This is a genomic window from Tardiphaga sp. 866_E4_N1_4 (assembly GCF_052076075.1).
Taxonomy (GTDB): Bacteria; Pseudomonadota; Alphaproteobacteria; order Rhizobiales; family Xanthobacteraceae; genus Tardiphaga; species Tardiphaga robiniae.
The window spans coordinates 217111-231684 of sequence record NZ_CP197242.1; the positions used below are offsets into that span (position 1 = coordinate 217111).

At 62.8% G+C, this 14574-nt stretch carries 13 protein-coding genes; 10 read left to right on the forward strand and 3 right to left on the reverse strand.

Translation table 11 applies throughout. The features are described from left to right. Window positions 1-88: 88 nt before the first annotated feature. The 7 genes from AB8B20_RS01005 to AB8B20_RS01035 all read left to right on the forward strand — a co-directional run bounded on the left by AB8B20_RS01005 (window position 89) and on the right by AB8B20_RS01035 (window position 7794). Window positions 89-1234, forward strand: coding sequence for an isobutyryl-CoA dehydrogenase (locus AB8B20_RS01005; RefSeq protein WP_439071378.1), 1146 nt, complete (start codon window positions 89-91; stop codon window positions 1232-1234). Beyond that, window positions 1231-2301: an enoyl-CoA hydratase/isomerase family protein gene (locus AB8B20_RS01010; protein WP_439071379.1), complete on the forward strand. Its 1071-nt coding sequence runs from the start codon at window positions 1231-1233 to the stop codon at window positions 2299-2301. The genes AB8B20_RS01005 and AB8B20_RS01010 overlap by 4 nt, the downstream gene beginning before the upstream one ends. Before the next feature lie 82 nt (window positions 2302-2383). After that, complete coding sequence (gene mmsB, locus AB8B20_RS01015) at window positions 2384-3271, forward strand: 3-hydroxyisobutyrate dehydrogenase (RefSeq protein ID WP_089267276.1); 888 nt, start codon at window positions 2384-2386, stop codon at window positions 3269-3271. A gap of 13 nt (window positions 3272-3284) precedes the next feature. Continuing rightward, window positions 3285-5027, forward strand: a complete 1743-nt coding sequence (locus AB8B20_RS01020; RefSeq protein WP_439071380.1) for an AMP-binding protein — start codon at window positions 3285-3287, stop codon at window positions 5025-5027. Window positions 5028-5133: 106 nt separating this feature from the next. Further along, the gene (locus AB8B20_RS01025; RefSeq protein WP_439071381.1) at window positions 5134-5595 is read left to right on the forward strand and encodes a MaoC family dehydratase; all 462 of its coding nucleotides are present in this window, start codon (window positions 5134-5136) and stop codon (window positions 5593-5595) included. 12 nt (window positions 5596-5607) lie between these two features. Further along, window positions 5608-6525 carry an SDR family NAD(P)-dependent oxidoreductase gene (locus tag AB8B20_RS01030; RefSeq protein WP_439071382.1) on the forward strand — a complete coding sequence of 306 codons (918 nt, stop codon included), beginning with the start codon at window positions 5608-5610 and terminating at the stop codon, window positions 6523-6525. A gap of 27 nt (window positions 6526-6552) precedes the next feature. Further along, window positions 6553-7794, forward strand: a complete 1242-nt coding sequence (locus tag AB8B20_RS01035) for an NAD(P)/FAD-dependent oxidoreductase (RefSeq protein WP_439071383.1) — start codon at window positions 6553-6555, stop codon at window positions 7792-7794. 127 nt (window positions 7795-7921) lie between these two features. Here AB8B20_RS01035 and AB8B20_RS01040 read toward each other — a convergent pair whose 3' ends face one another. From AB8B20_RS01040 to AB8B20_RS01050, 3 genes are all read right to left on the reverse strand, one after another. Continuing rightward, on the reverse strand, window positions 7922-9001 hold the full coding sequence (locus tag AB8B20_RS01040) for a D-TA family PLP-dependent enzyme (RefSeq protein WP_439071384.1): 1080 nt from the start codon (window positions 8999-9001) through the stop codon (window positions 7922-7924). 113 nt (window positions 9002-9114) lie between these two features. Beyond that, complete coding sequence (locus AB8B20_RS01045; RefSeq protein WP_439071385.1) at window positions 9115-10926, reverse strand: ABC-F family ATP-binding cassette domain-containing protein; 1812 nt, start codon at window positions 10924-10926, stop codon at window positions 9115-9117. Between the two features lie 9 nt (window positions 10927-10935). Then, complete coding sequence (locus AB8B20_RS01050) at window positions 10936-11418, reverse strand: YaiI/YqxD family protein (RefSeq protein WP_093758808.1); 483 nt, start codon at window positions 11416-11418, stop codon at window positions 10936-10938. 158 nt (window positions 11419-11576) lie between these two features. On the opposite strand from AB8B20_RS01050, the gene AB8B20_RS01055 reads away from it, so the two are divergent. The 3 genes from AB8B20_RS01055 to AB8B20_RS01065 all read left to right on the forward strand — a co-directional run bounded on the left by AB8B20_RS01055 (window position 11577) and on the right by AB8B20_RS01065 (window position 14519). Beyond that, window positions 11577-12377, forward strand: coding sequence for a hypothetical protein (locus AB8B20_RS01055; protein ID WP_093758807.1), 801 nt, complete (start codon window positions 11577-11579; stop codon window positions 12375-12377). 1064 nt (window positions 12378-13441) lie between these two features. After that, the gene (locus tag AB8B20_RS01060) at window positions 13442-14275 is read left to right on the forward strand and encodes an arylamine N-acetyltransferase family protein (RefSeq protein ID WP_439071386.1); all 834 of its coding nucleotides are present in this window, start codon (window positions 13442-13444) and stop codon (window positions 14273-14275) included. An 88-nt stretch (window positions 14276-14363) separates the two neighbouring features. Beyond that, entirely contained in the window at window positions 14364-14519 is a 156-nt protein-coding gene (locus tag AB8B20_RS01065; RefSeq protein WP_165826963.1) for a hypothetical protein, read from the forward strand. Window positions 14520-14574: the final 55 nt, after the last annotated feature.

The following is a 14574-nucleotide window of genomic DNA, read 5'->3' on the forward strand; positions in this document are numbered from 1 at the left end:
GAACACGCAAGCGGCCCGGCGCTCCCAAAGGTGGTGCACCGGGCCGTTTCATTTTCCCGGCTGATCAACAATCAACAAGAAGGGCGTGATGCAATTCGCTCTCGATGAGGAACAGACCGCTATTCGCGACATGGCGCGCGAATTCGCTGCGGAAAAGATCGCTCCCTTTGCGCTCAAATGGGACGAGGACAAGCATTTCCCCAAAGAGGTGATGCGCGAAGCCGCGCAGCTCGGCATGGGCGGTATCTACATCCGTGACGATGTCGGCGGCTCCGCGCTGACGCGTTTCGACGCCGCGCTGATTTTCGAGGCGCTGGCGACCGGCTGTCCGACCACCTCGGCCTTCATTTCGATCCACAACATGGCGTCGTGGATGATTGATTCCTATGGCAGCGAAGCGCAGCGCCAGAAGTGGCTGCCGCGACTTTGCACTATGGAGCTGCTGGCGAGCTACTGCCTGACTGAGCCCGGCTCGGGATCGGATGCAGCGGCGCTGCGCACCCGCGCTGTCATCGACGGCGACCACTATGTGCTCAACGGCCAGAAGCAATTCATCTCCGGGGCCGGCGATACCGACGTCTACGTCGTGATGGTCCGTACGGGCGGCGAGGGGGCCGGCGGCGTCTCGACCATCGTGGTGGAGGCCGGCACGCCCGGTCTGTCGTTCGGCAACAACGAACGCAAGATGGGCTGGAATGCGCAGTCGACACGCGCGGTGATCTTCGAAAATTGCCGCGTGCCGATCGCCAACCGGCTCGGTGACGAAGGCATCGGCTTCAAGATCGCCATGGCCGGCCTCGACGGTGGTCGTCTCAACATCGCCGCGTGTTCGCTTGGTGGCGCGCAGTCGGCGCTCGACAAGTCGTTGAGCTACATGAAAGAGCGGAAGGCGTTCGGCAAGCGACTCGACGAATTCCAGGCACTCCAGTTCCGCGTCGCCGATATGGCGACCGAATTGGAAGCCGCGCGCACGTTTCTGTGGCGGGCGGCGGCGGCGCTGGACCGCAAGGATGCCGATGCCGGCATGCTCTGCGCGATGGCCAAGCGCTTCGGCACTGATATCGGTTTCGAGGTCGCCAACGATGCGCTGCAGCTGCATGGCGGCTATGGCTATCTCGCCGAATACGGCATCGAGAAGATCGTGCGCGATTTGCGCGTGCACCAGATCCTCGAAGGCACCAATGAAATCATGCGGCTGATCGTGTCGCGCAAGTTGATCGAGGGCGCGCGATGAGTTCGGACGTGGCAACGGAGACAGGCGACCTCATCGTCGCGCGGGAAGGTGCGGCCGGTGTGATCCGGCTGAACCGACCGAAGGCTTTGAATGCGCTGACGCTGGAGATGACCCGCGAGATCGCGACGGCGCTCGATATGTTTGAGGCCGATCCGAAGATTGCGCTCATCATTCTCGAAGGAGCAGGCGAGCGCGGGCTGTGCGCTGGTGGCGACATTCGCGGTCTCTATGAGAGCGCCAAGGTCAAAGGCGATCTCGGCAAGATCTTTTGGCGCGAGGAGTACATTGTCAACGCGCGTATCGCGAAATTTCCGAAACCCTATGTCGCTTACATGGATGGCTTCGTGATGGGCGGCGGCGTCGGTCTGGCCGGCCATGCCAGCCACCGCATCGTCACCGAGAAGACCAGGATGGCGATGCCGGAAGTGGGCCTCGGCTTCTTCCCGGACGTCGGTGGTACATGGCTGTTGTCGCGCGCGCCGGGCGAACTTGGGACGTATTTCGGTCTGACCGGGCTGACGGCAAATGGTGCCGATGCGCTTGCTGCACATATGGCGGACGTCCTGATCGACACCGTCAAATGGCCGGCATTGCGCGAGGCGCTGACACAGCTGTCGGCAGGTGCCGATGCCGCGTCGGTGATGACGACACTCAAGAAGTTCGGAGCTCCGGAACAAACCGGTCCAGTCACGGCGCAGCGTGCGCTGATCGATCGCGCTTTCGCCCATGACAGCGTCGAGGAGATCGTGGCTGCGCTTGAGCAGGACGGTTCAGATTTCGCGCTGGCGACGCTCAAGGCCATGTCCGACAAATCACCGCGGGGGCTCAAGGTTACCCTGAAGCTGTTGCGGCTAGCGCGCGCGTCGAAGTCGCTCGAGGAATGTCTGTCGCGCGAATATCTCGCGGCGCTGGAGGTGTTTGATAGCGCCGATTTCGTCGAGGGCGTGCGTGCGGCCATCATCGACAAGGATCGCAATCCGAAATGGCAGCCACCGGAGCTCGAGGGCGTGACACCGGAGATTGTCGCGCGCTATCTGGCCAAACGGGATGTTGAGCTGACCTTCTGAAGGTCGAGCGTTCTGAACGAAAGTTGGATTTCGCCGTTTTCATCAGGCTTTAAAAACAAACAAACGATCACGAGGGCAGGACATGACCAGCATTGCATTCATCGGTCTCGGCAATATGGGTGGCCCGATGGCCGCCAACCTGGTCAAGGCGGGCCACAAGGTGACGGGCTTCGATCTCGTCGAGGCGTCCCGCGCGCAGGCGAGGGCGGATGGCGTGACCATTGCTGACAAGGCGGTCGATGCCGTGAAGGGCGCCGAGGTCATCATTACCATGCTGCCGGCCGGCAAACACGTGGTGTCGGTCTGGAGCGAGGTCATTCCCGTTGCCGCCAAGGGGGCGCTGATGATCGATTGCTCGACCATCGACGTGGAAAGCGCACGCAAGGCGCATGAACTGGCGGCTGCGCAGAAGCTGCCGTCGGTCGATGCGCCGGTCTCCGGTGGCACTGGCGGCGCCAAGGGCGCGACGCTGACCTTCATGGCTGGCGGCGATGCCAAGGCGTTCGCGTCGGCCAAGCCCGTCCTGGAAGCCATGGGCAAGAAGATTGTCCATTGCGGCGATGCTGGCGCGGGGCAGGCGGCCAAGATCTGCAACAACATGATCCTCGGCATTTCGATGATCGGCGTCAGCGAAGCCTTCGTGCTCGCCGAGAAGCTCGGTCTGTCGCATCAGGCGCTGTTCGATGTGGCCTCGACCTCGTCGGGCCAGTGCTGGTCGCTGACCACCTATTGCCCGGTGCCGGGACCGGTGCCGACATCGCCGGCCAACAATGAATACAAGCCGGGTTTTGCCGCAGCACTGATGCTCAAGGATCTCAGGCTGTCGCAGGAAGCCGCCAAGGCCGCCGGCGCCAGGACGCCGCTCGGCGCCCATGCCGAGAGCATCTATGAGACCTATGAGAAGGAAGGTCACGGCGGTGATGACTTCTCGGGGATCATTCATCATCTGCGGCATCTGATGCCGAAATAGCGGGAGCGTCGGTATGACCACGTTCAAGCAGGCCCGCGCCTTCCTCCTCGAACACCGCACCGACTACGCCACCGCCGTTGCCGGCTTTCGCTGGCCCGATCCGGTCGACTTCAACTGGGCGCTCGACTGGTTCGATGCCGAACTCGCCCATGATCCCGTCAGCAAGGACCGGACCGCGCTCTGGATCGTCGATGCGGCCGCCAGCCGCGAGACGAAGTTGTCGTTCGAGGTGCTGTCGCGTCGCTCCAATCAGGTTGCCAATTTCCTGCGCGCGCAGGGGCTGAAGCGCGGCGATCATCTGTTGCTGCTGCTCGGCAATGTGGTGCCGCTGTGGGAGACCATGCTGGCGGCGATCAAGCTCGGCGTCGTCATCATTCCTGCAACCACGCTGCTGACCCCGGATGAATTGCAGGACCGGCTCGACCGCGGACGTGCCAAGCTTGTGGTGGCGGCAGAGGACCAGGTGGCCAAGTTCGGCAGCCTGAAGACCGCGGGCATTGGTCAGATCGTCGTCAACGCCACGTCGCCCCATGACGGCTGGCTCGCCTTCGAAAGCTCCGCGGATTTCCCCGATACATTCACGCCGGGTGGTTCGACCAAAGCCGACGATCCGATGCTGCTCTATTTCACCTCGGGCACCACGGCGAAGCCGAAGCTCGTGCGGCACAGCCAGCGCAGCTATCCCGTCGGCGGACTCTCGACGATGTTTTGGATCGGACTGCAGCCGGGCGACGTCCATCTCAACATCTCTTCACCGGGCTGGGCCAAGCATGCCTGGAGCTGCTTCTTTGCGCCATGGAATGCCGGCGCAACGGTGTTCGTGGTCAATCAGCCGCGTTTCGACGCCAAGGGCCTGCTTGCCACCATCGGCCGCTGCGGCGTGACGACACTGTGCGCGCCGCCGACAGTGTGGCGGCTCTTCATTCAGGAGAAGCTTGCCACCTTCAAGGTCGCGCTGCGCGAAGTCTGTGGCGCCGGTGAGCCGCTCAATCCGGAAGTGATCGATCAGGTCAAGGCGGCCTGGGGCTTCACCATTCGCGACGGCTACGGCCAGACCGAGACCACCGCGCTGGCCGGCAATTCGCCGGGCCAGACCGTCAAGGTCGGCTCGATGGGCCGTCCGCTGCCGGGCTGGAAGGTTCGCGTTGTCGATGCCGATGGCAATCCGGCGAAGGAGGGCGAGGTCAGTCTCGTGCTCGGCGCCGATCGCCCGGCAGGACTGATGCAGGGTTATCAGGCCGAAGACGGTAGTGTCAGCGGTGCAAGCGGTGAGATCTATCGCAGCGGCGACGTCGTATTTGCCGATGACGATGGCTATCTTACTTTCGTCGGTCGCTCCGACGATGTGTTCAAATCCTCGGACTATCGCATCAGCCCGTTCGAGCTGGAGAGTATCCTGCTCGAACACGATGCCGTGGCTGAGGCCGCCATCGTGCCGAGCCCCGATCCGATCCGGCTCGCCATCCCCAAGGCCTATGTGTTGCTGATCGGCGATACCGCGCCGTCCAGGGCGACGGCGCTGTCGATCTATCAGCATCTGCATGTGCGTCTGGCGCCGTTCAAACGTATACGTCGGATCGAGTTCGTCACCGAGCTGCCGAAGACGATTTCGGGCAAGATTCGCAGGGTCCATCTGCGTCGGCTCGAACACGCCGACGATCGCAGCGATCCCTTGCGCGGCGTCGAGTTTCGCGAAGAGGATTTCCCCGAATTGCAGGCACTCCGCGCGGCAGGATCGCAAGAGGGCGAGCGGTAATTTGTCGCGCTTTGCATGGCTGCAGCGCACAATTTCGCTTGGCGTCAGGGTGTGCGCTGTGGAATCTGCGCCCGCAACGCAACTGGATTTTGAGGACTGAGACTGAATGAGCGCGATGATTGAACGTGATGCCTATATCGCCATGGTAGGCAAGGAAGTCGGCGTGTCGCCCTGGCATGTCATGGACCAGAAGCGCATCGATGCGTTCGCCGCGGCGACGGAGGATTTTCAGTTCATCCATGTCGATCCCGCGCGTGCGCGCGAAACGCCATTCGGCACGACGATCGCTCATGGCTTCCTGACCATGTCGATGCTCTCGGTGTTTTCCTATGAGGCGCTACCGCAACTCGCCGATGTCGCCATGGGCGTCAATTACGGCACCGACAAGATCCGCTTCGTGTCGCCAGTCAAGGCAGGATCGCGCATCCGCGGCCGCTTCACGCTGACCGAGGCGACGTTGCGCAAGCCGAAGGAATTGTTCACGCGCACCAGCGTGAGTGTCGAAATCGAAGGCGAGGACAAGCCGGCGCTGGTCGCCGACTGGCTCGGCCTAGTCTATTTCAATTGAGGAGAGTTCCAAATGACCATTCGATTTGACGGCCGCGTCGCCATCGTCACCGGCGCCGGCAATGGATTGGGCCGCGCCCATGCGCTGGGCCTTGCGAAGCTCGGCGCCAAGGTCGTCGTCAACGATTTCGGCGGCGCGCGCGACGGCACCGGCGGTTCGCTGACGGCGGCGGAAACCGTGGTCGAGGAAATCCGCGCAGCCGGCGGCACGGCGATGGCCGATGGCGCTGATGTCTCCAATTTCGAGCAGGTCAAGGCGATGGTCGAGAAGGCCACCAAGGAGTGGGGCAGCGTCGACCTGATGTGCGCCAATGCCGGCATTCTCCGCGACAAGTCGTTCGCAAAGATGGAGCTCGCCGACTTCGCTAAGGTGCTCGACGTGCATCTCACCGGCACTTTCTATTGCTGCAAGGCCGTTTGGGAAGGTATGCGCGCGCGCAACTACGGGCGCATTGTGCTCACCACCTCGTCGTCGGGTCTGTACGGCAATTTCGGTCAGGCCAATTACGGCGCGGCCAAAACCGGCATGGTCGGCCTGATGAATGTGCTCGCCGAGGAAGGTCGCAAGACGGACATCCGCGTCAACATTGTGTCACCGACGGCAGCCACGCGCATGACCGAGGAACTGTTGCCAGCGCAGGCGCTGCAACTGATGAAGCCGGAAGCGATCACGCCGGCGGTCGAGTATCTCCTGAGCGAGAATGCACCGACCAAGACCATCATGGGCGCCGGCGCAGGCTCCTTCGCGGTCATCAAGATTCTCGAAAGCGAAGGTGTCAATTTCGCCGAAGCTGACTGGAGCCCGGATACGATTGCCGCGCATTTCGCGGACATTAGTGATATGTCCAAGGCCAAGGCGCTGGAAGGCGCGTTCCATCAGACCCAGAAGTATGTCGAGCAGGCTGCCATTCGCTTGGGCGTGAAGGCCTGATCGGCGGCTTCGCCGGATCGTGTGACCTTGACTGAGCCTGTGAAGAACCAAGTTGCGGTGATCGGTGCCGGCCCTGCCGGGCTGATGGCGGCCGAGGTTCTGAGTCGTGGCGGCGCTGCCGTCACGGTCTATGACGCGATGCCATCGGCTGGTCGCAAGTTTCTGATGGCCGGACGCGGCGGACTCAATCTCACTCATAGTGAGCCGCTGCCGGAATTCCTCAAACGCTATGGCGCGGCGGAGGCGCAGCTTGCGCCGTCGATCTCGGCTTTCACGCCGACCGCGCTACGCGACTGGAGCGAGGCGCTGGGGCAGCCGACCTTTGTCGGCTCCAGCGGCCGGGTATTTCCGCAGGCCTTCAAGGCCTCGCCGCTTTTGCGGGCGTGGCTGCGGCGGCTGGACGAGAGTGGCGTGCGGTTTGCCTTTCGTCACCGCTGGACTGGATGGGACGACGAGGGGCGTTTGACGTTTCAGACTTCGAGCGATGCGCAGGCGATCGCTTGCAAGAGCGTCGTGCTCGCACTCGGCGGTGCAAGCTGGCCGCGGCTCGGCTCTGACGGCGCATGGGTGGATGTGCTGGCGGTGAAGGGCTTGAGCATCGCGCCGCTGCGCCCGGCGAATTCCGGTTTTACGGTCGCGTGGTCGGAGATCTTCAAGGACCGTTTCGAAGGTCAGCCGCTGAAGGGTGTTGCGCTGTCGTTCGGTGCACACAGCGTGCGCGGCGAGGCGATGGTCACGCGTGGCGGTATCGAAGGCGGTGGCATCTATGCGCTGTCGTCTCTGTTGCGCGAAGCGGTCATCGCGGACGGCAAGGCGACGCTGCGCGTTGCTCTTAGACCGGACCTCGATGCGAAGGAGCTGACCACGAAGCTGGCAGCATCGCGTGGCAAGCAGTCTTTCTCCAATTTCCTGCGCAAGGCGATCCATCTGTCGCCGGTGGCCATTGGGCTGCTGCAGGAAGTCGCTGTCCCAGAGGGCATTCAACTGGCGTCATTGCCGCCGGAGAAGTTGGCTGCCTTGATCAACGCCGTGCCGGTGACGCTCAATGGCGTCGCGCCGATCGCCCGCGCTATTTCGACGGCGGGTGGCGTCTCGTTCGATGAGATCGATGACGCCTTCATGCTGAAGCGTATGCCGGGCACATTCGTCGCCGGCGAGATGCTCGATTGGGAAGCGCCGACCGGCGGTTACCTACTGCAGGCGTCGTTTGCGACAGGCGCTGCAGCGGGCGAGGGCGTTTTGAGGTGGCTGGCTTTTTCGCCCCGATAGAACGCCGACCTCATGGTGAGGAGCGCGCTCTTGCGCGCGTCTCGAACCATGAATGTGTGTCCATCCTTCGAGACGGCGCCAAGCGGCGCCTCCTCAGGATGGGGTCCCGAGTGTAAGCGCTGTCGCGTCAGCGCAGCTTCCCACGCGCGGCCACCGGCAGCGTGCCGATAATCTCGTCACCGCGCACCATCACCACTTCATCGAACATGTTGACGACCACGCAGACGTGGTTCGGCACGATGCGGACGACGTCGCCGACATTGGGGCGGGTGTTGCTGCGGCCGAGATCGAGGAAGCCGTGTTCTTCGGCGAAGCGCGCGATCTTGGCTTCGGGATGTTCGAGGATCAGGCCGTAGCCGTCCAGGCCGCCGGTGTCGGGCGTCAGCGTCTTGGACCCGGCATCGAGGATGCCGCGTTCCGGGCCGGCGCGGCTGACGACGGTGGAATAGACATTCAGCGCGCAATCGTCCCAGGTGGCCGAACCAGCGGCGACCTGCATGCGGTCGTTGTAGATATAGGTGCCGAAGCGATGTTCGGTGGCCCCCTTGAGCGAACCGACATTCCTGAGGTTCGGCGTGCCGCCGGTCGAGACGATCGTGGGCTCCAGACCGAGTGCGTGAACGCCGGCCAATGCTTCATCGTAGAATTTCTGTGCGTCGGGCCAGCCGGTTTCCGTTGGGTACAGCATGAAGCCTGCGAAGGTGAGGCCTTTCGAGGCCGCGATCTCCTTGGCGAGAGCGATGGCTTCCGCGGGCGTCTCGACGCCGGCGCGCTTGCGGCCGGTATCGCATTCGACCATGACGTTGACGTTCCGGCCCGAAATCGCGGCGGCTTTCGGCAAGTCGCCGATGACAACGGAATTGTCGGCGGCTACGGTGACATTCGCCTTGGCCTGCAGCATGCCAAGCCGCGCCATCTTCTCGTCGCCGAGCAGGTTGTAGCTGATCAGGATGTCGTCGATCCCGGCATCGGCCATGATCTCGGCCTCACCAAGCTTCTGGCAGGTGATGCCTTTCGCGCCAGCTGCGATCTGCATCTTCGCGATCACCGGGCTCTTGTGGGTCTTGATATGCGGCCGGTTGGCAATGCCGGCATCGTCGCAGACCTTCTGGATGCGCGCGATGTTGCGCTCGACGCGATCCATGTCGATGACGAGGGCAGGTGTGCCGTATTCGTTGGCGATCTTGGCGGCGAGTGTGGTGGTCATTGTGTCGTCTCCGGCATTTCCACCGTCATTGCGAGGAGCGAAGCGACGAAGCAATCCAGTCTTCGCTTGTTGCCTCTGGATTGCTTCGCTTCGCTCGCAATGACGACTGACAGTTACGCGTTCTCGATTTCTTCGCGGAGCATTTCCAGCTCCAGCCATTGCTCTTCCGAGTCCTGCAATTCCTTCTGCGCCTTTGAGAGCGCGGCGGTCGCAGTGTCGAACTTCTTGCGATCCTTCTTGTAGAGGTTGGGATCGTCGAGATGGCGCTGCTGCTTGGCGATTTCGGAGCGCAGATTGTCCATCGCCTTCGGCAGCGTTTCCAGCGCGTGCTTGTCCTTGAAGTTCAGCTTGCGCTTGCCCGCGGGCTTCGACGCGTCCGACTTGCTGCCGTTGTTCTTGGCAGCCACGGCTTCGGTCTTGGCCTCGCGCTTCAGGTCGGCGCCGCGCTGCGCCAGCATGTCGGTATAGCCGCCGGCATATTCCATCCACTTGCCGTTGCCTTCCGGCACGATCACCGAGGTGACGACGCGATCGAGGAAGTCGCGGTCATGGCTGATCAGGATCACGGTGCCTTCGTAGTCGCCGAGCATGTCCTCGAGCACGTCGAGGGTTTCGAGATCGAGGTCGTTGGTCGGTTCGTCCAGCACCAGCACATTCGATGGTTTGGCCAGCGCCCGCGCCAGCATCAGGCGGCCGCGTTCACCGCCGGACAGCACTTCGAGCGGGGTGCGCATCTGCTCCTGCGAGAACAGGAAGTCCTTCATGTAGCTGACCACATGCTTGGGCGTGCCATTGACCATCACATGGTCGCCGCGGCCGCCGGTGAGCGCTTCGGCCAGCGTGGTCTTCGGGTTGAGGCTTTCGCGATGCTGGTCCAGCGTCGCCATCTCGATATTGGCACCGAAGCGGATGGTGCCCGAATCCGGCGGCTCGGTGCCGGTGAGCATGTTGATCATCGTGGTCTTGCCCGCACCGTTCGGACCGACCACACCAATGCGATCGCCACGCTGCACGCGGATCGAGAAGTCGTCGACGATCTTGCGGTCACCATAAGTGCGGCAGATGTTCTTCGCTTCGAAGATCAGCTTGCCGGACTTTTCCGCCTCGGCAGCGGCGAGTGTCGCGTTGCCCGCGGCGCCGCGATAGTCCTGGCGCTGTGCGCGCAGTTCATGCAGGCCGGCGAGGCGCTTGACGTTGCGCTTGCGGCGGCCGGAGACGCCGTGGCGCAGCCAGTGTTCTTCATTGACGATCTTGCGGTCGAGCTTGTGCTGGTCGCGCTCTTCTTCGGCGAGCACGTCATCGCGCCATTGTTCGAAGGCCGAGAAGCCGCGATCGATCTGGCGGATCTGGCCGCGATCGAGCCAGGCGGTGGCACGCGAGAGATTGGTCAGGAAGCGGCGGTCATGGCTGATCAGCACCAGCGCGCAGCGCCGGCTGGCCAGTTCGCCTTCCAGCCACTCGATCGTCGTGAGATCGAGATGGTTGGTGGGCTCGTCGAGCAACAGGATGTCAGGCTCGGGCGCCAGCACGCGGGCCAGCGCCGTGCGGCGCGCTTCACCGCCGGACAGATTGTTCGGATCCTCGTGGCCGGTGAGCCCGAGCTGTTCGAGCAGATATTGCGCCTGATAGATGTTGTGGCCGTCGCCCATGCCGGCCTCGACATAAGCGAGCGTCGTCGCATAGCCGGAGAAGTCCGGCTCCTGCGGCAGATACTGCACGGTGGCACCGGGCTGCACGAAGCGGCTGCCTTTGTCGTTTTCGACGATCCCGGCCACGATCTTCAGCAGCGTCGACTTGCCGGAGCCGTTGCGGCCGATCAGACAGACGCGTTCGCCTTGCGACACCGACAGTTCGACGCCGTTGAGCAGCGGCGTGCCGCCGAAGGTCAGGAAGATGTCTTTCAGCTGGATAAGCGGAGGAGCCATGAGATCAGTTCAACTTTGTTTCGGCGCGGGCGCAAAGGCCGGGTCGCGCTGGATGCGGCGGATGGTTTGATCCAAGGCCGACAGGAACGCCGAGCGATCGCGCGGCGCGAATGATTTGGGACCACCGGTGATTTCGCCCGATGACCGCAGATCGGTCATCAGGTTGCGTACCGCGAGCGTCATCCCGATGGATTGTTCTGTGAACGGCTTGCCATTAGGGGCAATTACCGCGGCGCCCGCCTTGACGCAGCGGCTGGCCAGCGGAACGTCGGCCGTGATCACGATATCGCCCTTCTGGGCGCGTTCCGCAATCCAGTCGTCGGCCGCATCCATGCCCGACCCTGCGGCAATCCGCTCGATCAGGGGATCGTCAGGCACCCGGATGAAGTTTCCGGCGACCACGCTGACGGGCAGGCTGAAGCGGGCGGCGACGCGGTAAATCTCGTCTTTGACCGGGCAGGCGTCGGCGTCGATATAGATGCGTGTGGTCAAGGGAGCACAAGTTCCACGAAAAGGCAGTCATTTGCGGGTGGGCGATGTGGCGCTGACGCGGGACAGTTCCCCGCCCGTCGCCTTGCCTCGAACATGGTGACGGGTATCATCTCCTGCCAAGGCGAACACTCAATTTCGCGCAGTTTTCGGGAGGAATCATGACCAAACGGCTCGAACCGTACCGTGTTGAGGCGTTTAACACCGCCAAACAGTCCGAAAACAAGATGCATGACGATTCTGTCGCCCGGAAATTCGGTTTCAGCGGTGGATTGGTGCCTGGCGTCGACGTGCTGGCCTATATGATCCATCCGCCGGTGCAGCACTGGGGACGGGACTTTCTGGAGCGTGGCCTGATCGAGGCCCGTTTCACCAAGCCGGTCTATGACGGCGAGACGGTCGAGGTGATCGCCGAGGAAGCCGGCGAGGGGCTCGCGCTGAGCGTTGAGGGCGGCGGCGAGATTCGTGCGGCCGGGACCGCATCGCTGACGGCCTTCCCGGTGGTGCCGTCGCTGGATAAATTCCCGGATACGGCGGCTGTGTCGAAGCGGCTGCCGGTGGATGCCAATTCCTACGCGCTCGACAAGTGGCTCGGCACCGCGCCGCGGGTCTGGCCGGAGGATGGACTTGCCGAATATCTGGGTGAGGTGCGCGAGGCCGACGATCGGTATCTGCGCGAGGGCATCGTGCATCCCGGCGTGCTGCAGCGGATCATGAACAAGGTGCTGGTGGACAATGCGCTGCTCGGGCCGTGGATTCACGTCGGCAGCAGGATGCAGTTGTTGGCGACCGCGAATACCGATGACGAGTTGATCGCGCGGGCGAAGGTGACCGCCAATTATGAGAAGAAGGGGCATCGGTTCGTCGAGCTCGATGCGATCATCGTGGCCAATGGCACGACACCCGTGGCGCATTGCCAGCATATCGCGATCACTCAGCCGCGCGAGGTCGTGGCGGCTTGATGTTGTAGAGCAGCGGCGCTCTTCCTTTTCCCTCCCCCGAGCGTAGCGAGCGGGGAGGGTGGCGCGTTTGAGAGCGGAGCGAACAAACGTGACGGGTGGGGTGCCCCACGTGAGGACGTTGCTCGTGGCACCCCCACCCCGGCCTATCGGCCGACCCTCCCCGCAAGGGGGAGGGATTCTTTAGCGCCAGAGCGCCATCGTAGATTCAACTGTCAAACAGCCACTACCCTTCAGACATGCGTCATCGCCCCCATTGTTTGCGGCGCGGGGGCGCCGTCGTTGCTTGCATTCCCGCCCCCTGTGAGAGGGCGTGCGGAACGCCGGGTGCCCGTTGCACCCTTGGGCCTGATGCGAATGCGGTCTTCCGCAATTGTGAGTGCATCAGGACTTTCGGAGGCGCCGAGCAAGTGCCCGGCGTTCCGCCTGCGGTGTTTTTTCGGTTGCCTGCACATCTGCCTTGGCGAACGGCCCCATCACCAAAATTAGTGTCCCAGGGCGGAGGGACAGGGTAGCCTCAAGCACTTAAGCCGGACGCGTTTCGATTTGGTCGTCCGTCACACTGTCCAGGGAGTCTTTCCACCCAGGGTCGGCCGTCTCCTTGCCAGTGGCAGTGCTGGCGCAGATCCGTCCTGCCCGAAGACAGACGTCCCCCATGAACCGCGTGACGCCGCATCTCCGGCGTCCACCGCATCCCACCCCGCGAACGTGACGATCGCGATCGCCCCTCTCGGTGGGGCAGGACGAAGGGGAATATAATCAAGTTAGGGATGTTGTCAACGAGAGATAGGAAAAAATGTTTGACGTCTTCCAGCTCCACGCTCGTCATTCAGGGGCGCGGGGAGGCGCCGCAGGCGGCGTATCGCGAACCCGGAATCTCGACATCGCGAGTCTCCGATCGTGCCAAACACGTCGGGATTCCGGGTTCGCACTACAGCGGCTCCGCCGCTTTCGTGCGCCCTCAGGCAAACCAATTAGTTTGCCCCGGAATGACAGCTTAGGCGGTACGTTGTCGCCCGCTGCCGTCGGATGGGCTATGTCAGTGGCGAGATGATGAAGAGGCAGAAATGATGACGGATGTTTTTCGGCTGGATCGCTATCTCGCGCGGATCGGCTTTGACGGGCCGGTTGCGCCGGATCTGGCGACACTGACGGCCATTCATGTCGCTCACATCAATGCGCTGCCGTTCGAGGGTCTCAATCCGTTTCTCCATCTGCCGGTCAAACTGGACATGGCGTCATTGCAGCAGAAACTCATCGATGGCCGACGCGGTGGCTATTGCTATGAGCTGAACGCGATGCTGCGGGCCGCGCTCGAGACGATCGGCTTCAAGGTCACTGGCCTCGGCGCCCGCGTGCGCTGGAATGCGCCGCCGGACAGTCCGCTTGGCCCCAGGACGCACATGCTCCTGAAGGTCGATCTTCCGGACGGACCCTATCTCGCCGATACCGGCTTTGGCGCCTGCGTACTCGATGCACCCCTGCGGCTCCTCGCGGGGACCGAGCAGCAAACGGCGATGGGGACCTATCGGCTGATCGAAGCAGATGGCCTGTTGTCGCTGAGCGCGAAGCGGGCGGACGGCTGGCGGACGATGTATGTGTTTGACCTCGCGCCGCAACTGCCGTCGGATTACGAGCTCGGCAACTGGTACACATCGACCAGTCCCTTCGTGCCCTTCACCTCGACGCTGGTGATGGAGCGCGTCAGCAACGGCCGGCGTCATAAACTGGTCAATCGCCACCTGACGACCGAGGGACGTGACGGCGAACCGGTGTCTGAACGCGTGCTCGGCAGCGCTGCGGAGTTGCAGCAGGTTCTCGACGAGACCTTCGGCGTCACGCCGCCGGCATCCGCCGATGAGATTTTCGCGGTCATCATCACAAACGCAGGGCGCCGTTGACTGCTGCGTAATCTCTCCATTTGGACCCGATTGCAGCGAATGACGCCTTCGGCTAATTCGCCCTCGGGATCATCACGAGGACCGTCAAATGTCGCTGTCATCCGCCAAGAACTACGCGCTGCGCGCCGCCAAGTCGCAGGACCAGAAGGAGGCCACCGAGCTTTTGTCTAAGGCCATCATGGAATTGACACTGGCGATCGAGGCACAGGACGCCAAGATCAAGAAGATGAACAAGGGCGCATGATCGGGACGCCGATCTCACCGGATCGCGATTGAACCTATTGCCCAGCCGCACGTTC